Genomic DNA, 19,957 nt, shown 5'->3' on the forward strand with positions numbered 1-19,957 from the left:
GGCGGTGAAGCTGTAGCGGCCGAGCAGGTTCAGGTTGCATCAAACCCCGGAGGTCTCGCCGCCGGTGCAATTTCTGGCCGACGGCGTCACATGTCCACGATCACCGTCGGTCGCGGCCGGGGCGGTTCTCCCCTCCTGTGCAGTGAGAGGGTGCACGAGCCGCTGGACCGGGACAGACGTGACGCGCTTGCCGGGGCACCGGTGATCAACGCGCCTTACCTGCATCACCTCCACGACGACATGGGCCCGGAGCATCCTCCGGGCCCATGTCGTGTGCAGGGGTTGTTTCCTTGAGCGGTGGTGAAGTCAGGGAGTTTCGTAGCCGACCCAGTTGATATGCCAGCCGTTCCGCTCGGCCTCGGCGAGCGACAGGGGCATGTCGTCGCGACATATGAGGTAAACGCTGAAGCTGGTGGCGGTGACGTTGTAGACGCCACTGATGCTGAGGTCGTGGTGCATGCCACCGTCACCTTCGAAGGAGATGAGGTAAATGGGGCTTCTGGTGAACCCGGCTGCGGAGGTGTCGACGTAGATGTCGAGGGAGTTCCATCCGGTGGGCCTCCAGCTGGAGCTGGGGGTGCTCCGTCCTGAGGCCATGCCGTTGACCTTGCCGGCGTACAGGGTGCCCGGGTCGTTGGAATCGCGGTTGCGCCAGACTCTCACCCCGCCCTGGGCGAAGGTGATGTCTCCCTCGCCGGGATTAAGCCCCTTCACATACGTGGCGGCGACGCCGTCGGCGTACAGGGTGCCCAGGTCGTTGGAGCCGATTGTGCGCCAGACTTTCACCCCGCCCTGGACGAAGGTGATGTCTCCCTCGCCGTCATTTAGCCCCTTCATGTACCTGGTGGCCACGCCGTCGGCGTACAGGGTGCCCGGGTCGCTGGAGCCGCCTGCGCCCCAGACTTTCACCCCGCCCTGGAGGAAGGTGATGACTCCCTCACCGCTATTGGGCCCCTCCACCCACTCGGTGAACACGCCGCGGGCCTCCAGGGTGCCCCGCTCGCTGGAGCCGCCTGCGCCCCAGACTTTCACCCCGCCCTGGAGGAAGGTGATGACTCCCTCGCCGCTATTGGGCCCCTCCACATACCCGGTGAGCACGCCGTCGAACACGGCCCTGCCGGCCGTCAACGGCCCCTTCACGCCGGAGCCGTCGGAGATCTCCGCCCCTGTGCCGGTGATGGTGAGGCCCCAGTCGGTCGCGGTCCCCTGGACCCGGGGTGTCTTGATCTCGGTGGTGGCGGTGAGGGTTTCGAGTTCGGGATTGCGCACTTGAACGGTCGTGGTGAGGAAGTGCCGCTGCCCAGTGGCGGGGTCGGTGGCGGTGAGGATGTAGGTGGTGGCCCGCTTCGGGGCGTTAGGCGGTGACCAGCTGCCCCCGGAGACGGGGACGGGCTGCGACGCGCCCGGGTAGGTGATCTCGTAGCGGAAGCCGGCGGACCCCTGCCAGCTCAGCGTGAGCTTTTCACCGGCGTCCACCATGGCCTTGTCCGGGCGGAAGTCGCGCGGCGCTGGGAGCTCCTTTGGCGTGGTCTTCACCAGCGCCACCGCCGCGAAGCTGTTCCGGTGCCCGGTCTTGGTTCTACCGGCCTTCTCGGTCACCTTCAGCACGGCCAGCCCGGCGGCGGCGACGGTGACGTCCTCCAGCCTCAGCACCATGTAGTCGCCGGGGGCGAAACGCGTTGTGCTGCTGGTGGCGGTGGCCTGGAAGGCGTTGGAGCCCTGCGGCTGGAAGTTCACCAACTGGGTGCCGTTGTACTCGCCCTTGTGCTTGATCTTGTTGAAGTTCGAGGTGAGGTCGCCGATGCCATTGCCGACGGGCACCTTCACCTCGATCGTGGACCAGTATGCCGCCTGCTGCCCGGTGTTGGTGATGACCAGGTACACCGTCCCCGTGGACGGTCGCCCGGCCGCTGACGCTTCCAGGGGCGCCGGGTCGGTGAGGACGGTGTAGGTCAGCATGGTCATGGTCACGACTCCTTTTCCTGGAGGACGGTGCGGGCCGACGGCCCGCCCGCGGCAGGAGGACCGGGCCGGGCAGGACAGGCGGCGACACGGGTGGCGCATCCGAAAACCCGCCTGTGACGCACCGCAGAAGATCACCTCTCGATCCAATCGCCCGGCGTTGGAGCGTGACAAGGCCACTCGAGGTGGCCATAACAGGGCGGTCCGGCAATATCATCAGCGTCTTGACACGCATGGGGACCATGCGTCACTGGCGTCCGTGAAGGCGCCCTCCTCCCGAACGTGTCCTCAGCCCCAAGGTGAGCCGATCTGCGCAGGTCAACGGGACTTCCGAGAGGATCATGTTTTCGGAAGCGGAGACGACCACGACTTCCGAGAACACGCACGGCTGAGAGGCGAAACTCAAGTCGACATCAAGACCGTCGGCAGCCTGTCGCTGCTGGTGTCGCTGCCCACCATGCTGGTGGCTTCGCCCGCTACAGCCGCGACGGCAGCTTCGCTGTGCTCGGCGCCAACCTCCGCTTCACCGCCATCATGGTCGCCGGCTCGATCGCCGGCGCTCTGCTGGGCGGCCTACTGCTCGGCGTGATTCCCGCCCTGGTCCTCATCCCCGGCCTGGCCCTCATTCTGCTGATCTCATCGGTGGTAGTCGCGCACACGTCGATCCCGGCCAAGGTGGCGGCGTCGACCGGTACGGCGCAGGTGAAGGCCGGCCGCAGCCGCTGATCAATGGTGGTGCCCACCGTCCCGGCCTCGTACCCGCCCCCCGCCGGGCAGGACCAAAGGCCCGGCGGGAAGCCGGGCCCGGTAGGCGGCGCGCAAAGGCCGGCTGCCCGCCGACAGCTCCCGGTCCAGGAAGCGCCGCAGCGGGGTGCACGGTGAGGCCAACCCATGCTTGAGGCTCACACATCGACGGTAGGCCGTGCCCAGCGACGTGCCGCACGCGAGGGGGCGGTCTTCGCCGCAGTGCGGCCATGGTCGCGGCCCCAGGATCTTCACCGCAGCAGCACCCGGCCGACACCAGGACCTCGCGCGGCCGGGCCCGCCCTGGCCTCGGCATGGCAGGGGGCCGCAGCACTGCGATCGTGCGGGCTTTGCCACGCCCGCTCCGGGGCTGGACCTGCAACGGAACCAGAACGCACGGTTAGCTCTGTTCATGCAGGTCAACGGGATGCCGAGAGGGCCGTTGGACTGATCGTCGAGGGTGAATGAGCTTTCGGACGCGGTATCGGACAGTGGCTCGGGAGATTGGTCATGTTCCGGAACCCGGCTCCGATCCGCAAGTTGCGGGACATTGATTTCGGACGGAGTTACGGACGCCTGCCGGGGCCGATCGGGGTTCCGGTAGTAATGGCGCGGGATCCAACGGATATGCCTTTCACCTGCGCTTATGCGGAGGTCTCAGGCTGACAGGCCAGGCCTGAGCCCTGTTGTCCATGCAGGCCAGAGGCATATCCGTTGGACTTCCGGCCGAAGCCACGGGGACCCCGACACACGCCCGCCGGAGGCGTCCTGATCGAAGCCGAACTCTGGCCTGTTCACGCTGCCCCGACCCCGTCACGACACAGACAAGCCGCTGCGTCCAGAAGCCGCTGCCGACGTCGGACCGGACGGCGGAGGCCCAGTGGCCTGCGACCACGTATCCAAGCGGCCCGAGACGGTCCGTGGTGCCCGTGGCCGCATCCGGCCACCCGCACGCTCTTGCCGGTAGTGGGGCACGGCCGGATACTCAAGGCCGCTGACGATCTTCACGGCGGATCCTCCTATGGAATGGGACGTGATCGCATGCCCGATGAAAGCACCAGCCAGGACCACGCCAGAGCCGAGGCCGACGCCCTCGCCGCTTGGCAGGCCATCCCGTACTCCGTCCCCCACGAGGAGGCGCAGCGGATCTCCCAGGAGTATCTGGACAAGGCCCGCAAGGAATTCGGGGAGCAGACCAGCCAGCTCCCCCAAGCCGACCAAGACAGGGCTCGCCAGATCGAGACACAGCTGAACGCCAACGGTATGCAGGTGTACGCCAACCCGAGATGGTGGGGCTTTGAGATCGTCCTCAACGCCGCAGCCGCCCAAGCCGCCGCCGAGATCTCGGAGCTGGTAGGGGAGATCGTGGCCAGGGCGATCCGTCCCAGGACGCTCGGCCGGTTGATCGAGCTCTCCTTCCAGATCCGTTCTCTTATCATCCAGATCGTCGGCAGGGACCACGGTTGTCGGCTGGTGTCGCCCTGGTTCGCCCCGGGGATGCTCCTCCCCATCTCTCTGGCCCCCAGGCAGGACACCTCGCTGTGGTGGACAGCCATGAACACCTCCCACAACTGGAGCGAGAACGAGAGATTCCCCGGCCACCTGTCCAGGTCCAATCCGGCGCTGGCGGAGTTCCGTGGCCGGCTGTACGCCGTGCACCGCGGTGACCGGGACGAATCGCTCTGGTGGACCGCCTACGACCCCGGCAGCAATGAGGGCTGGAGCGACAATATCGCCTTCCCCGCCCATCGCAGCGCCGACGGCCCTGCCCTGGCCGTTTACAACAACTTCCTGTACTGCGTGCACCGCGGCGGCGGCAACGACAGGCGCCTGTGGTGGACCCGCTTCGACGGCAACCGCTGGAGCCCCGACACCCGCATGAACGGCGCGTCCAGCCGAGGCCCGGCCCTGGCGACCTTCAACGGCATGCTGTACTGCGCTTACCGGGACGCCAACAGCGATCAGATGTGGTGGACCCGCTTCAACGGCACCAGCTGGAGCAACGACCAGCTGTTCGGCAGCCACTTCACGGCCTCCAACCCCGCTCTGGCCGTCTACGCCGGCGTGCTGTATTGCGTGTTCCGCGGCGGCGGCTCTGACCACTTCCTGTGGTGGACCAGTTTCGACGGCACGCGCTGGAGCACCGCTCGCCGGCTGCCCGCCCACCGGAGTGCGGAGGGCCCTGCCCTGGCCGTCTTCAACAACAGGCTGTACTGCGTGCACCGCGGCTCCGGCGACCAGAGCCTGTGGTGGACCAGCTTCAACTCAGCCGACTGGAGCCCCGACACCCGGCTGCCCGGCCACCTGAGCGCTCAAGGCCCCGCCATCGTCTCCTACCGCGAACCCTACGGCACCGAAGACCAGCTCTTCTGCGTCCACCGCGGTCACGGGTAGAAACCGCCACTGCCGCCCGCGAAAAGGCATGCTGCGCGTTCTTCGCCTTCCACGTCACCGGCGACGGCGAGCAGGTGATCTGGGAGTGCGCCGTCAGCGACAACGACGCCGCACGCGCCCTGCTGGAGGAGCACTACCTCCTGCCCGACACCGCAGACCGGGGTCCCCGTGGCTTCGGCCGGAAGTCCAACGGATATGCCTCTGGCCTGGATGGACAACAGGGCTCAGGTCTGGCCTGTCAGCCTGAGACCTCCGCATAAGCGCAGGTGGAAGGCATATCCGTTGGATCCCGCGCCATTACTACCGGTACCCCGATCAAGGCGGCCGGCATCCGGGAAGCGGAAACCCTCGCCCGGATCCTGGTCGCCGTCGTGCGGCGTGAGCAAGTCCCCGGCGGCGCGCACTTCGGACCCGGCGACGACATCCCTTACGACATCACCTCCGTTGCCGATCTCGACGGCGACATCTGGCTTCGCCGGCCGTCCGACCCCGCCAGCACCCAGCGTAATCACTGGATCATGCGTGACCACGACCCCGACGAGCACGAAGGCGCCGCCGCCGGTGTGTACCTCACCCCGCACCTGCTCACCGAGTACGGACCGGTCACCGCCATCCAGCCCAAAACCCGGTGATCGCGGCCGCCACGCCGCTGCCCGGTACCACCCTGGGCCAAGCCGCCGACGCCTTTCTCCGTCGTCGTGACCTGGACACCGACACCTTGCTCTCCTACGGCCATACGCTGGCCAGGTGCGGGCCGCACTCCGGCGGCCGTCGACTTGTGCCCGCTCACCGGACGCGCCCGCCTGTCCTATGAGCATGCTGAGTACCTGTTCAAGCAGGCCACCAAGAACATCGATCCAACCGGTGCCGGCTACACCCTCCACCAGCTGCGCCACTCCCGGCTGACCCACCTGGGCGAGGACGGCTGGTCATCCTCCATGCTCATGGCCCTGTCCGGCCACTGGAACCTACGCTCCCTCGGCATCTACGTCCGGCCCAGCACCGAAGCCGTCGCCGCCGCGCTCGCCGAACACGACCCAGGCCGCCGACGCCACTGACCGGCCACAACTCGCTGAGGAGAGCGCTCGATGCCCCGACCGACACCGCACAGGTCCGTCTGCTCCTGCTGCGCGGTGCACCGGACCCGTCGATGCCAGCCGCGACCGGGTCGGGGGCGGGCACGAGGTACTCAGCGACGGCACGGCGGCACCATGCGGTCACTTCGGAGGCGTCACCCGCAGGCCGGGATCGAGCGGCCCGCCGGACGACAGCGACGCGCCATGACGAAGGGCTCGCTGCTCAGTCGTACTCATCGTGACGCCTCGAAAGCGTGCAACAGGAAGGCCAGCACATCAGCGAGCAGGGCATGTTCCTGCTCGCGGGTCGAGCCGGCGCCGTGACCGCCGTGCTCCTCAACACGCAGCAGTACCGGCCGGCCGGAGGCGCTGGCCGCCTGCAGGCGGGCGGCCAGCTTCGCCGGCTGCCACGGCGGCACCCGCGCGTCGCGCCGTCCGGTGGTCAGCAGCACCGCCGGGTACGGCACGCTGTCCTCGACCCGCAGGTAGGCATCGGCGATCAGCAGACCGCGCAGGCCATCCTCAGTGGTGACGCTGCCGAACTCCGGCACGTTGATCGGCCCGTTCTCACTGAACTCGGTCCGTGTGGCGTTGACCGTCGGCACCTGCATCGCCATGGCAGCCCACAGCTCCGGCCGGCGCACCAGCGCGCCGCCAGTGGGGATGCCGCCGGCGCTGACGCCCTCGCCCGCCAGCCGTCCCTGCCGGGTGTAGCCCAGGGCGATGAGGTGCTCGGCGCAGTCGATGAAGTCCGTGATGGTGGCCTCCTTGCGCAGGCCACGCCCGGCCTCGTGCCACTCCCGGCCATAGGCGCCGCCACCGCGCAGGTGCGCCACGGCGTAGACGCCGCCGCGCTCGTACCAGGCGAGCATCTCGGGACGGAATTCAGGCAGCTCGGACATGCCATGGGAGCCATAGCCGGTGAGCAGGACCGGGTTGTCGCCGTCCAGCTCCAGGTCCTTGTGGTGGATGACGGTGAGCGGGATCCGTGTTCCGTCCCTCGCGGGCACATGCAGGGTGCGGGCGTGCACGTCGCCGAAGTCGACCGGTGAGCGGGGCGCCAGCCCGGTGTCCTCGAGGGTTTCGCCGTCGTAGCGGTAGAGCCGCGGCGCGTCTGTCCAACCGGCCGTCAGCAGCAGGGCCTCGGGCCGTTCCGGGTGGGTGGTCAACTCCCAGATGGCGCCCTCTACCGGCAGCGGGAGGTCGGCGGGCTCGCCGCCGGGCAGGGGCGCATGCCGTACCCGATGGACGCCACCGTCGAGATCGCGCACCAGCAGCCGGTCGCCGACGACCCGCACCGCCTCCACCACGCGCTCACCCGCGGGCACGACCACCCGCGCTCGAGACAGATCCGGTACGGCGAACGGAACGGCCAGCACGTGGGAGCGGGGCGCGTCCCGATGGGAGACCAGATAGAGGGTGTCGTGGCTGGTGGCGAAGGCGGTCACACCGTCTGCCGCGCCCGCTACCTTCCGCCACGGGCAGGTGGCCGGATCGGCGAGCGCGGCTCGTGGCGCCACGTACAGCGAGCAATCGCTCAACTGCTCGCTGGTCCAGGGGCCGAGCGCGCCGTGGGAGACGATCGCCAGCATCCACTCACCGCGCGGCGGCACCACAAGGAAGGGCCGATCCTGCGGGGTCAGCTCGACGTGGGGGTTGAGCCCGCGCGCCAGCACCACCTCATCCCGCGCCGGGTCGGTGCCCAGCCGGTGCAGGAAGGAACGGCTGTCCAGGCGGCGCTCCTCCGGCGGAGCGCCCGCCGGAGGAGCCACGAAGCGGTGGAAGACGAACGACCGGCCGTCCTCCAGCCAGCTCAGGAAGGCAAAGCGCGTCGTGGGCGGGATCGTCTCCAGGATGGCACTGGAGCCGACGTCAATGACCTGGATCGTGCTCTCCTCCGACCCGGACGGGAAGACGGCGCAGGCGATGTGGCGGCCGTCGGGGGAGGGCACGTACCAGGCGATGGCGTGGTGCGCCTCGCCGGGCACGGTGTCCGGGTCGAACAGGACCCTGCTCGCTCCCTCGGGCTCACGCACCATCAGCACGAGTACGCTGGCGCCCGGTTCGCGCGCCAGGTAGAAGATCCTGTCGCCCGCCAGCGTGAAGTCCGAGTACTGCGGGAGCGCGCCGCCCAGCTCGCGGATCCGGGTCAGCAGCTCCTCCCGGCGGGGCAGGGTGTCCAGCTGCTCGCGGGCATGGCTGGCCTGGCCGTCGAGCCAGCGGTGGAACTCCTCGCCGTCCGCCTCCATCCACCGGTAGGCATCGTCGAGCGTGATGCCGTGGTGAACGTCGCGCACCACGTCCACTCGGGCGATCGGGGGGCCGCTGATGTCGCTCATCCGCATGATCATAGGCGACGCTCGCGAAGCCGGGTGAGCTGGTGAGGGTGACCGAGATCGCCGCCGTGCCGTCGCGCTCGGCTATGCGAGTCGATGACGCGGCAGCGGGTCATGCAGCTGGCCAAATCCGACCCGGCCTGGCCTGTGCCGCAGGTCGAGTGGCAGCAGGTGGGCCGTTACTGGCTGATCCCCTGGGACGACTGCCTGAAGAGCTATTTCACGGCGCGCGATTGCCCTGCTACCTGGGTCAACTCCGCTCGGGTGTATTTGGTGACAGCTTCCTTAACGACAGGCCGCAACACACCCTCTCCTACCCGCGACTCCTTCACCTGGATGATCGAGGGCAGCATCCTCCGGATCTGGCGATTCGTACCGCACATGAAGTCCCTGCGCTAACCGCACTGCCCCAAGCCGCCCCGGGCCCCAGATCAAGCCTCGGCCTCGAAGCCACCACCGCCAGCGCCAACTCCGGCCTCCTCGCCTTCACCGTTAGAGCAAGACGAACGACGAGGACGATAGACCTTCAGAATCCCTGAAATCTCATCAACTCTCGAAGAAGCCGGAGCGCCAGCTGATAAGCCCAGGTCCTGGGGCTGTGCAGGCCACAACGAGCCCAACGAACTCAAGGGTTATTTCTTGGTCCTGCCGCGCCGCCTCGGCCGGCCCCCGTACCATCGCCCGCTCCTCGGACCGCAGCGTGCGCCGGAGCGGCAGCGCGATCTGTTCGCCCATCACCTCGGTCAGCCGATCGCCCCTGGCCGCCATCCGCCACCCCGCCGACGGCCTGGAGCACCGTCGCCGGGGCCTCCAGCCAAGAGGGAGCGCCAGTTCGCCGACGCCTATCGAAACACCTGGAAACGTGTTCAATGCAACGTGCCTCATGTGCCAGAAAAGATCATCTCGTCCTGACCTGCGAGAAGAGGCTAGCAACCCAAGACAAGAGCGACTTCCCGTGCGGCGCCCAGGGCGGCCTGCCAGGACTCGGCGCCGCTTTTCGGCGTGCGGCTTCTCACGATCCTGCGCTGAGCTCGGCCACCCCTTGACGGAACTGTGCGACTACTGCCGCTTGGGGGTAGGTGTGTTCCAGCATGGCGGCCAAGCTGGTGCCGCGGGTCACGATCGCTGCGGCGTGACGTGGAGTGGAGAACGTGGCTAAGGGCTCCTAACAAAAGTGGTGGACTTGACCTGGTCAGCGGTCAGTGTCGCGCATGAGGCCGCTTGGTAGCGGGAGGCGGTCAGCTGCGCAATCGCACGCGATAAACCCGGTGACGTCGACGATCATCCCCGGGATACTGGTCGCCCATGGATGAGGTCAAAATGGTCGTCGCCCATTCCGAGCGCGCGACCCTGCGCGTCGGCGACGTGTTCCTGAAGGTGGACGCCGATCAGGCGCGCATCGACGTCGAGGTCGAGGCGATGGCCCTGGCGCCGGTCCCGACCCCAAAGGTCCTGTGGCACAAGCCGCCAGTGTTCGCGATCGCCGCAGTCCCGGGGACGGCGCTCGGCCGCCTCGGCGAGCCGTCGACCGCGTCCCCGGCATCGTGGGCCGCGGCGGGCGCCGCCATCCGGAGGTTGCACGACGCGCCGTTGCCGCCCAGGCCCGGCCAGGCCGGCCGGGGCCTCGACGAGTTGGCGGCGGATCTCGATGGCGAGTGCGAGTGGCTCGTGACGAACGGCGTCCTGTCCGCCGACCTGGTCACCCGCAACCGCCAGGTCGCCGAGGCCGCGCTCCGGCCGTGGACACCGGTCTTCACGCACGGCGACCTGCAGATCGATCACGTGTTCGTCGACGGCGACGGGATCACGGGCATCATCGACTGGTCCGAGGCAGGCCAAGGTGATGCCCTGTACGACCTCGCCACCTTGACGCTCGGACACGAGGAGCACCTCGGCGACGTCGTCGCCGGCTACGGCACCGACGTCGACCTCGACGTGATCCGCGCGTGGTGGTCGTTGCGAAGCCTGCTGAATGTTCGCTGGCTGGTCGAGCATGGCTTCGACCCGTTCGCGCCGGGCTGTGAGGTCGACGTGCTGAGATCCCGGCTGTGAGGCTGCGCGGGCCCGACTGCTATGAAAAGTCCTACCGGAACGATCAGTGGATGACACGTCGCCAGCAGATGATGGCGGCGGCGAGGGTCATGAAGGCTTCGTGGATGTCGTCGCGAATCTCCCAGCGGATGCGCAGGCGGCGGAACCAATGCAACAGGGCGATCGTCTGCTCGATCACCCAGCGATGCCCACCCAGGCCGGAGCCGTGCGGCGTGCCACGGCGGGCGATGACCGGTTTGACCCCTGCGGCCCAGACCATCCGGCGGTACTTGTCATGGTCATAGCGCCGATCGGCGTACAACGCCTTCGGTCGCCGACGGGGCCGACCCCGCTGGCCACACCCCGGCCTGGTGCCAGTCCCGTAGCCTCCGCCAGCAGGTCATCCCCGAGCCGAAACCCAGCTCTTGCGGCAGGAACTCCCAGGCAATACCGGTGTAGAGCACGAACAAGATGCCCGACAGGACCTTCCGGTTGTCCAGGCGGTTGCGGCCCGGATGATCTGTACGGCGTGGCAAGACCGGCAACAACGGTTCGATCCGCACCCACACCTCATCCGGGATGATCCACGGCGGCTGCTCGCCCTTCCTCACACAGGTGATCAACCTGTAGATGATCACCGGTATTCCTAGATCATTTTGTTGGGACTTCTTAAGCGTGCGGGCATCAACTGAGCCTCCCCTCGTACCGTGGAGATCTGACCTAAGGGGGAGGTCGGGGTATGGGAGAGACCAGACGGAGTTTCGATCCGGAGTTTCGGGCGGGTGCGGTGCGCATCGTGCGGGAGGCGCGTGCTCGGGCGCTTTTTCAGTCGCGGCCCACTACTGCCACCCATCGGGTGACGGCTGGCCGCGAGGAGTCCGCCTCCCAGGTGAGGGTAGGCAACCATGGCCTCCCAGGTGGCGGGTTGAAGCGCTGAGCAGCGTCAGATCGAGGAGGGATGAGCACAAAAGGTAAGCGTCTGTGCACAAGGTGGCGTTACAGCCGCCTGCGGCCGTTTCTCTGCGCGCGATCACCCGGCGGGGCGAGCATGGGCGGCATGAACGCAGACCTGCCCGAGGAGCCGCCGGCCGATGAGCGCGGGCATGGCTCCACGACCGCATCTTGGCCGCTCTCGCCCCGCGCCTGGAGGAGCTACGCCTGAAGGCTGCCGAGGAGAGCGAGCCGGAGTGGTAGCCGTACAGCACCAAGACGCTCCTGCCCTTCGCGCTGGAGGAAACAGGGGGCGCAGCCAGCGGGCCAAGTCCGTCAGTGAACTTCCTGCGCCGCTATCTCACGCCAGGAGTCAGCCTTCCTTTTATGCAGGTTCGCCTGCCAGAGAGAGGCGGGCCCGACGCACAGGGCGGCGAATCCTGTGAAGAAGCTGATGGCGAACCATGGGTCGACCGGGGCATCCTCTTCCACCGTCTGACCGGCCTGGCCGAAGAAATAAAAGGCCGCGACGGAGAAGACGATCACAAGGATCAGACCCGCGATCAGGAAGATGCTCGCCCGCCGCGCCTCACGTCTGGCGCGTGCCTCCGGCGGCAGGTCGGCGATGCCGGTACGGCGTTCCCGCTCGGCCCCGATGATCGCCTTCGCTTCCACGTTGGTGAGCCCTAGCTTGTTCAGTAAGCGCCGCTGCGGGATGAGCAAGAGTAACCCGATGCCCACGCCGATGCCCACGCCCAGCCCAGAGGGGAACGGCACATCGAAGAGCACCATGAGGACGAACCCTGCGATGATCACGGCGATTGTGACCAGCAGTGACACCTTCAGGCGGCGGTGAGAACGGATCAGACGTTCGAGCTCATCCGGGCTGAGATTGCGCATTCGGTGCTGCCTTTCGCTCGTCCGATTCTCCGCCGAGCTTGAAACATGGCGGCGTCGAGCGCAACCGATTCGTTGACTCCTTTCCGGCATGTCCGTAAACCGGTTATATAGCTAGAGGGTATCTGAAAAGCATCAGATTGATGCTCGGGTGAGGCGGTGAAGCAGGGGTGAGGCCATCGCCAGATAGATGGTGTTCTCGGAGGTGGCGGGCAGGTATTCGTAGTCCTTATTCGTTTGAGCTTGGTGGCGACGACTCCGGCGAGTTCGTCGATGTCGCGAGGCGCGAGGTTGGCCGAAGCGCGCTTGAGCGCCGACCACACGCCCTCGGCCGGGTTCAGCTCCGGCGCATAAGCGGGCAGGTGAAAAGACCGTCAGCCACGGGCGGGCATCGATCAACGAGCGCATCGCGGCAGACAAGTGGCGGCGGTCGTTGTCCCACACCAGCACGATCGCCCCGCCGAGCCGGGCGTGCGCGGCATTCAGCACAGCTGCGAACCGCCGGGGATCAAAGCCCTTGACCTCCCCGGGCTTGCCCCGCCGCAGGAGCATCCGGTACATCAGCCGGGTGTGCTGCCCGGGCTTGGCGCACACCAGCCCAGCCAGTGCCACCCGGCCGTAGTCCTTGCCGGCCACGCGCATCACCGGGGTCTTGCGGCGCAACCTGCCACTCATCCTGGACGAGGAACAGGTGAAGCTTGTCAGGCCTCCACACGCCTGTGGATCTTCGACAAGCTCGCTGACATCGAGGCCAAGCGATCTACAAGCGAGGCCAAGCGACCTACAGGTGCGACCGGTCACGATCGGCGACTGCCAGTTCCCAAGCCGCGCCCGGGAGGGCACGGCCATAGTCATGGAGTCACTCCTTTGCACTGGTTATTCAGTCGAGCCTCCTCTCGGCGGATCGCGGCACGATGGTCAGGGATATCGCTGATCACTGCGGTGGCCGGCTCTCTCGTCCTGCCCACATCCGCGATCGCCGCATCCGCCCCCGAACCGCCTCCGAACAACGAGGTGGCATCCGCGGCGGGCGAGGTCAAGCTCATCGATCTCGGCTCCCTCAACGGCCGCGATGACGGGGTCTACAGCAGCCTCGGTTATAAAGTCAATGCCCGGGGCATCAACAACATGAGCCAGGTCGTCGGGACAGCCACTGTCTCTCACTTGAACGACCACCAGAGAGCCGTTCTGTTCTCCGGCGGATCCGTCAGGCAGCTGCACGACAGCCTCGAGGGCCTCGGCGACGGCGGGATCGTCAACAGCCATGCCTGGGGCATCAACGACGACGGCACTGTGGTCGGCACATTTTCGGACATGGGCCCGGATGACGAGAAGACCTTCGTCCTCAAAGATGGCAAGGCGACTCTCATAGAGCAGCGCTTCGGAAGGGTCATCAACAACAAAGGGCAGATCGGGGGCGGCGGCTGGGTACGCGATCCGGACGGGTCCGTACTGCAGCTCCGTGCGTTCAAGGACCAGAACATGGGGGTCTCGGCGCTGAACAACTCAGGTTCGGTGGCCGGTAACGCCGACATGGACCCCGACCGGTCCGTCTTTGAGATACGCGCGTTCCGCACCAAGCCCGGACAGCCCCTCGACCTGGCCAAGGACATTCTGCAGTACGCCGGCGAGACCAAGGCCGCTGACATCAACGACAAGGGGCAGGTCGCCGGCCACGGGAAGAATATGAACGGCGGTATCGTCCCTATCATCTGGAACGCGAGCGGTGTGGCCGTAGAGCAGGACACCCCCCTCGGCGGCGAAGCGTACGCGATCAACAATGCGGGCATCGCCGTGGGATTGATGAGGACCTCCTCCGGGCCGACGAGAGCCGCCATGTACGCAGGCGGTGCCGGAATCGACCTGAACACCCTGGTGCCGGCGGGCACGAACCTGCGCTTGACAAGGGCCCTCGGCATCAACGACCTCGGTCAGATCACCGGTGTCGCAACGAACACGACCACAGGCGTGGGGCATGCCTTCCTGCTCGACCTGGGACTCGCCAAGCCCGTCATCAATTCGGTCACCCTCGAGACCAAGAGATACCCGTCCGAGGAGTGGGGTGAGGCCGGGGCCGTGACCGACGGCGACCCGGCGCGCATCACGGTTTCGGTGACCAATCCGGGCTCCATGCCCGTTTCCGCGCAGATCAGGCTGTACCAGGCGCCGAATCCGGGCGAGGCCGTGGACTACACGCCGTTGCCCAAGGTGGAACCGATCGAGGTTGAGCTCGAACCGAACCAGACCGTCAACGTGCGGGCGAATTGGGACACCGCTGGGGTCGCCTGGGAGAGGGGCGAGGCGAACCTGGTCCGGTATGTGAAGGCGCGGCTCTACATGGGCGGTGTCAGGCAGGGGTTCGCCGAGTCGGCGAAAATCACTACCAGGCCGAAGCCCGTGGTTCTGGTGCACGGCTGGAAGTCCAACGCAGAGATCGCATGGGGGTACGCTCATGCGATCCTGGACGGCCTGCATCCCTATATCGGGTCATTCGCCGTCGGTAACGGCGAGTTCGGCCCCGATGGTGGCACCCTTGACACCGGTGACCTGTCGGACTCGTCGAAGCAGACCAATACGCTTGCCGAGAACGCCAAGGAGCTGGCGAAGTACCTGGAGAACGTGCGCACGCGGACGGGCGCGTCGCACGTCGATGTCATCGCCCACTCGATGGGCGGTCTGATCACGCGGCAGTACATCCAGACCGAGATGCCGAGCTCGCCGGATCACAAGCCGGTGGTGAATCGGATGCTGCAGATGGGCACCCCGAACCGGGGGACTCCCTGTGCGGACATGGTCGTGCTGAACGCCACCCTGACTGATGGTTCCGTTCCGTTCTCCCCGGCCACGGAGCAGAACACCACCCGGTTCGTACGCGGCGTGTTCAACCAGCAGTACACGAACCTCAAGGGCGTGACACCCTCCAACCTGGCGGGTGTGGGCAGGCCCCTGCCCTGCGTCGCTCCCCCCGAGCACACGGAGTTCTACGACAGTGACCTGATCGTTCCGTTGTGGAGTGCGCGGTTCTACCCCGACGTCCCCAGGACCGGAACCGTGCACATGTCGATGACCGACTCGGCGTGGGATTTCGAGACCTACGTCAAACCGCGGCTGGCGTCGGTGCCGGGCAAGGACGGTGACCCGGATCTGCCCAGGTTGACCAAGGGGGTCACCGGCGACTCGGCCATGGCCGCCGCGCCGGCCGCCATGGCCACGGATGATGGCGGTACGGACGCGGGTTCCGTGTTCGCTGCGTCGTCGACTGCGGTGGAGGCGGGGAAGACGGTGAGTGTGCCGTTGGACGTCCCGCAGGGTTCGGCGTTCGGTGTGACGGGGGCGTTGCCGTCGACCGTCGGGTTGGTGTTGCGTAATCCGTCCGGGGAGCCGGCCGCGCAGTACGCGGCGGGCAGTGATGAGGCCAAGCAGCCGGTCCAGGGGTTGAGCGTCGCCAAACCGCGGGCGGGTGCGTGGAAGCTGGAGATCACGAACTCGGCCACTGAGCCGGTCACGGCCAATCTGGGTGCCTGGGTCGCCGGTAACCCGGTGAAGGTGGCGGCCACGGTGGAGCAGCCGTCGGAGGATGGCCGGGTCAAGGTGACAGGCACCGTCACCGATGCCGGTAAGCCGGTTACCGCGGTGCCGGTGCAGGCGATCGTGATCGGCGAGGACGGCGCGCGTGTTGAGCTGTCGTTGAAGGATGACGGCAACAGCGGTGACGGCGGCGCCGGTGACGGCGTGTACGGTGCCACTTCTGAGTCGTTGGCCGACGGTGTGTATTCGGTCACGGTGAAGGCCGACACCGCCAAGGGCCTGCGGGCCGCACTTGATGTGGTCGAGGTGAAGAAGCCCGATCTGCGGGAGTTCGAGCTGACGTTGTCGGCGCAGCCCGGTGGTTCGGTGGCGGTGTCGCCGGCGCAGGACACCTACCGTGCCGGCACCAAGGTGACGGTGACCGCGACCCCTGAGGCCGGGCGGATCCCGATCGGGTGGACCGTGGACGGTGAGGAGCGGGGCGCGGGTGCGCTGAGGCTGACCATGAACGGCCCGCACACGGTGGTGGCGCGGTTCGGCACCTACACGGTGACCGAGCTGGGTGCGGCGTCGCCTGGTCGAAGTGCGGCGGAGACGAGGGCCGTCGCGCTCAACGACCGCGGTCAGGTCGCCGCCACGGTGGACCAGAACCATACCCATAGGACGAGCGCTGTGCGCTGGCAGGCCGGTGAGTTCACCAATCTGGGTGACCTGCCGTGCACCGACGACCCCCGCAGCACCAACAGGTGCATGGCGGTCGCCACGGGGATCAACGAGGCCGGGGACGTCTCCGGCTGGGCTACGTCGGGAGAGGGTGGGACCAACCGCGCTGTCGTCTACCGCAAGGACGGTTCGGTCAGGAGTCTGCAGCCGGAATCGGGCGGATTGGCCCTGGGCCTGAACGACAACGGCCAGGTGTTCGGCATGGCGGGCGGTGACCATGTGATCTGGGATCAGGGGGGCGCGGTCCAGCTGCCCGCCAACCCGGTGTTCGACACGAAGTACACCTATGTCTCCGGGTATGCCTCCGCTTTCTCATCCCGGATCAACGCCCGGGGCACGGTGGCTGGTAACTATGTGATGGGAAGAGACCCGATCTACGGTAAGCCCGTCAACTGGGGGCCCGCGCTCTACCGGGACGGGGTGACCACGCCGCTTGCGGTGCCAGGTTGCCCGTACAAGGACAATGAGTACGGCGACGCCTATGACGTCAACACCGCCGAGGTGGTGGCGGGTAGCGTGGATTGCGGCCCCAACAATCCCACGCGCGCCGTTCTGTGGAAGGACGGTCAGCCGACCGAACTCGGTGAAGGCGAGGCGACCGCCCTCAACGACCACGGGCTGGTGGTCGGCCGCGCGCTCGACCAGGACGCCTCCACCCCGGTCAAGACGATCTGGGAGCCGGTGATATGGCTGGAGGGCGAGAAGTACGCGCTGGCAGATCTGCTGCCCCGGCCGCTGTGCCCGCGGGAGCAGGAGAACACAACCGGGCCGTGCATGGGCCTTGATCGCCTGTATGACGTCAACTCCTCCGGCCAGATCGTGGCGCAGGGCTTCATCCGCGACCGTTCGACCACGGATCCGACCGGCTTCTCCACCCATGCGCGGTCGTTCCTGCTGACCCCGACCACCGCCCGGGCGGATCTGGAGGTCAAACAGACGGTGTCGGCGACCGAGCCGGGGCCGGGCTCGACGGTGACCTGGACTACCACGGTGACCAACAAGGGTGACGACACCGCGACCGACGTGCGGTTGGACATACTGATCCCGCAGGCCGTCACCGGCGCGACGTGTGACACCTGGCGGGGCATCTGCACCGCGATCAAGGGCGGGTTCCGTAACACGGCCAAGGTGCTGGAGCCGGGCCGGAGCGCCACCGTCGAGGTGAGCGCGACCGTCCCGGACAACGCAGCCAACGGCACCGAGCTCAAGGCGGGGACCGGCGGCTACAGCCTGGCGGTGACCGACCCCAAGCCGGCCGACAACACCGCTTCGACCACCGCGACGGTGCGTCCGCTGCTGATCCCGTCCGGGATCAACTGGACCGATCCGGTGGAGGTCGGCCAGGTCAGCTACCCGAGTTCGGTGACGTTGACCAACCGGCTGAATGATCCGATCCCGTTGAAGGTGATCGCGGTCAGCGGGCCGTTCACCCAGAGCAACGCCTGCCCGGTGGAGCTGGCGGTCGGCAAGGCGTGCACGGTGGAGGTGAAGTTCGCCCCCACCGCGGAAGGCCCGGCCACCGGTGCGCTGACCTTCACCACCGCCGACGGCGCCGCACCGGCCTACACCGTGCCGCTGACCGGCAAGGGCATCAAGGCCGGTGACATCCCGGCGGTGCAGGCCCCGGCCGCGCCGTTGCGGGGCCAGGTGGGCAAGCCGTTCACCCTGCGGGTGGACTTCACCGACACCGAAGCCGGCGACACCCACACCGCCAAGGTCGCCTGGGGAGACGGACCGCCGGTGGACGCCGTGGTGACCCCGCGGCCCGGGGGCGGCACCGTCACCCTCACCCGCACCTTCACCGCCCCGAAGAGCGGCACCGCCATGGTGATGGTCTACGACAGCAGCAACAACCTCGGGGATGCGGGCGTGCCGTACGTGATCAGCGAGGCGGCGCCCAACACCGCGCCGGTGGTCACCGCCGGAGCCGACGTCGAGCTGACCGCGGGCGAAGTTCTGCAGCGCACCGTGACCTTCGCCGACCCGGACTCCACCTCCTGGACGGCCACGGTGGACTACGGCGACGGGTCCGGCCCCCAGCCGGTCACCCCCAACGCCGCCAAGCAGATCACGCTGGAGCACCAGTGGGCCACCCCGGGCACCTACCCGGTCACCGTCAAGGTGAAGGACGACGGCGACCTGGAGACCACGGCCACCTTCATCGCCACGGTCGTGGCCGCCGAGACCCCGAACCAGGCCCCGACGGTCAGGGTGAGCCCGGCGTTCGACACCGTGGAGGCGGGAGCCGTCTGGGTCGCGCCGGCCTCCTTCACCGATTCTGATTCCACCTCCTGGACCTACATGGTCGACTACGGGGCCGGGGCCGGGCCGCAGCCGCTGTCCAAGGTCGCCGGGCAGTTGAAGCTCGAGCACGTCTATGCCTCGGCCGGTGACTACACGGTCGTGCTGACCGTCACCGACGACAAGGGCGCCTCAGGCAGCGCCCAGGTGACCGTGCACGTCACCAACGCCGCACCCGAGGTGGCCCTGACGGCGCCGGCGGTGGCCAAGCAGCCGGCGAAGGTGGCGAAGGTGGGCGAGGCGGTGTCGCTCAGCGCCTCGTTCACCGACTCCGGTAAGGCCGACACGCACACCGCCACCTGGAGCATCGGCGGCGAGCCGGTGCCCGCAGCGGTCGCCGGACACGGCGGCAAGGGCACCGTGAGCGGGTCGCATGTGTTCACCAAGGCCGGGCTGTACCCGATCTCGGTGACGGTCACCGACAACCACAGCGGCGCCACCAAGGCCGACACCGCCGACGGCAAGCAGGCCTACGTGGTGGTCTACGACCCGGCCGGCTCGCTGGTCGGCGCCGGGCAGACGGTCTCACCCGCCGGAGTGTGCAAGCTGGACGCCGCCTGCGCCAAGGAGGGCGAGGCGAACCTCAACGTCACCGCCCACTACCGCGACAAGGACACCACCCCCACCGGTGAGCTGCACTACAACGCCCCCGGGTTCGACCTGCGCGACGACTCCTCCACGGTGCTCGCCGTGGCCGGCGGCACCGCGATCCTGCGCGGAGAAGGAAAGGTCAACAAGACCGTCGACGTCACCTACGAGATCACCACTATCGACTCCGGCAAACCGGCCGACAACACCGACCAGCTGGTGGTCAGGGTCTGGAAGAAGAACGGAGAGCTCATCTACGACAACAGCGGCAAGCCCGCACCGGTGAGTGGCGTCATCCGCGTCAGCGGCTGAGCCTGACAGTTCCGCGGGCCTCAGAGACCCCACCTGAGGTCCGCGGACATCCGGATCAAACCCCACCCGCCCACAAACCCCTAAATAAACCCCGAAAGGTACGCAGATCCCGTCCATCCAGTGCGCGGGCAGGAT

General features: G+C 67.6%; 11 protein-coding genes and 1 pseudogene. 7 read left to right on the top strand and 5 right to left on the bottom strand.

What is annotated here, in order from left to right:
* Positions 1–306: 306 nt before the first annotated feature.
* Positions 307–1,965 carry a hypothetical protein gene (locus SROS_RS20735; protein WP_012890909.1) on the bottom strand — a complete coding sequence of 553 codons (1,659 nt, stop codon included), beginning with the start codon at positions 1,963–1,965 and terminating at the stop codon, positions 307–309.
* A 498-nt stretch (positions 1,966–2,463) separates the two neighbouring features.
* Here SROS_RS20735 and SROS_RS52220 point away from each other — a divergent pair, with 498 nt between their 5' ends.
* The 4 genes from SROS_RS52220 to SROS_RS20755 all read left to right on the top strand — a co-directional run bounded on the left by SROS_RS52220 (position 2,464) and on the right by SROS_RS20755 (position 6,158).
* Positions 2,464–2,688: a hypothetical protein gene (locus tag SROS_RS52220; RefSeq protein ID WP_043652468.1), complete on the top strand. Its 225-nt coding sequence runs from the start codon at positions 2,464–2,466 to the stop codon at positions 2,686–2,688.
* Positions 2,689–3,747: 1,059 nt separating this feature from the next.
* Positions 3,748–5,100 (top strand): PLL family lectin, encoded by a 1,353-nt coding sequence (locus tag SROS_RS20745; protein WP_012890910.1) that lies wholly within the window; start codon positions 3,748–3,750, stop codon positions 5,098–5,100.
* A 266-nt stretch (positions 5,101–5,366) separates the two neighbouring features.
* The gene (locus SROS_RS20750) at positions 5,367–5,732 is read left to right on the top strand and encodes a hypothetical protein (RefSeq protein WP_012890911.1); all 366 of its coding nucleotides are present in this window, start codon (positions 5,367–5,369) and stop codon (positions 5,730–5,732) included.
* Between the two features lie 144 nt (positions 5,733–5,876).
* Entirely contained in the window at positions 5,877–6,158 is a 282-nt protein-coding gene (locus tag SROS_RS20755; RefSeq protein WP_052316987.1) for a tyrosine-type recombinase/integrase, read from the top strand.
* A gap of 251 nt (positions 6,159–6,409) precedes the next feature.
* Here SROS_RS20755 and SROS_RS20760 read toward each other — a convergent pair whose 3' ends face one another.
* Positions 6,410–8,515 carry a prolyl oligopeptidase family serine peptidase gene (locus SROS_RS20760; protein ID WP_052316988.1) on the bottom strand — a complete coding sequence of 702 codons (2,106 nt, stop codon included), beginning with the start codon at positions 8,513–8,515 and terminating at the stop codon, positions 6,410–6,412.
* A gap of 111 nt (positions 8,516–8,626) precedes the next feature.
* Between SROS_RS20760 and SROS_RS20765 the strand changes: the two genes are divergently transcribed.
* Both SROS_RS20765 and SROS_RS20775 read left to right on the top strand, forming a co-directional pair.
* Positions 8,627–8,911, top strand: coding sequence for a hypothetical protein (locus SROS_RS20765; RefSeq protein ID WP_052316989.1), 285 nt, complete (start codon positions 8,627–8,629; stop codon positions 8,909–8,911).
* A gap of 906 nt (positions 8,912–9,817) precedes the next feature.
* Positions 9,818–10,564: a phosphotransferase family protein gene (locus SROS_RS20775; RefSeq protein WP_043652471.1), complete on the top strand. Its 747-nt coding sequence runs from the start codon at positions 9,818–9,820 to the stop codon at positions 10,562–10,564.
* A gap of 43 nt (positions 10,565–10,607) precedes the next feature.
* Here the strand turns inward: SROS_RS20775 and SROS_RS47570 are convergent.
* The 3 genes and pseudogenes from SROS_RS47570 to SROS_RS53030 form a co-directional block, all read right to left on the bottom strand.
* Positions 10,608–11,127, bottom strand: a pseudogene (locus tag SROS_RS47570) (transposase).
* 682 nt (positions 11,128–11,809) lie between these two features.
* Positions 11,810–12,373, bottom strand: coding sequence for a hypothetical protein (locus SROS_RS20790; protein WP_043652477.1), 564 nt, complete (start codon positions 12,371–12,373; stop codon positions 11,810–11,812).
* 132 nt (positions 12,374–12,505) lie between these two features.
* Positions 12,506–12,931, bottom strand: coding sequence for a hypothetical protein (locus tag SROS_RS53030; RefSeq protein ID WP_245564685.1), 426 nt, complete (start codon positions 12,929–12,931; stop codon positions 12,506–12,508).
* Between the two features lie 9 nt (positions 12,932–12,940).
* Here SROS_RS53030 and SROS_RS20795 point away from each other — a divergent pair, with 9 nt between their 5' ends.
* Positions 12,941–19,822, top strand: coding sequence for a PKD domain-containing protein (locus SROS_RS20795; RefSeq protein ID WP_148269143.1), 6,882 nt, complete (start codon positions 12,941–12,943; stop codon positions 19,820–19,822).
* Positions 19,823–19,957: the final 135 nt, after the last annotated feature.

The organism is Streptosporangium roseum DSM 43021 (genome assembly GCF_000024865.1).
In the GTDB taxonomy this organism is placed as follows: Bacteria; Actinomycetota; Actinomycetes; order Streptosporangiales; family Streptosporangiaceae; genus Streptosporangium; species Streptosporangium roseum.

Bases quoted from the DNA above. Each gene is read 5' to 3' on its own strand.
- SROS_RS20735 (WP_012890909.1), bottom strand. From the start codon at position 1,965: ATGACCATGCTGACCTACACCGTCCTCACCGACCCGGCGCCCCTGGAA.
- SROS_RS20745 (WP_012890910.1), top strand. From the start codon at position 3,748: ATGCCCGATGAAAGCACCAGCCAGGACCACGCCAGAGCCGAGGCCGAC.
- SROS_RS20760 (WP_052316988.1), bottom strand. From the start codon at position 8,515: ATGAGCGACATCAGCGGCCCCCCGATCGCCCGAGTGGACGTGGTGCGC.
- SROS_RS20765 (WP_052316989.1), top strand. From the start codon at position 8,627: ATGCAGCTGGCCAAATCCGACCCGGCCTGGCCTGTGCCGCAGGTCGAG.
- SROS_RS20775 (WP_043652471.1), top strand. From the start codon at position 9,818: ATGGATGAGGTCAAAATGGTCGTCGCCCATTCCGAGCGCGCGACCCTG.
- SROS_RS20790 (WP_043652477.1), bottom strand. From the start codon at position 12,373: ATGCGCAATCTCAGCCCGGATGAGCTCGAACGTCTGATCCGTTCTCAC.
- SROS_RS53030 (WP_245564685.1), bottom strand. From the start codon at position 12,931: ATGTACCGGATGCTCCTGCGGCGGGGCAAGCCCGGGGAGGTCAAGGGC.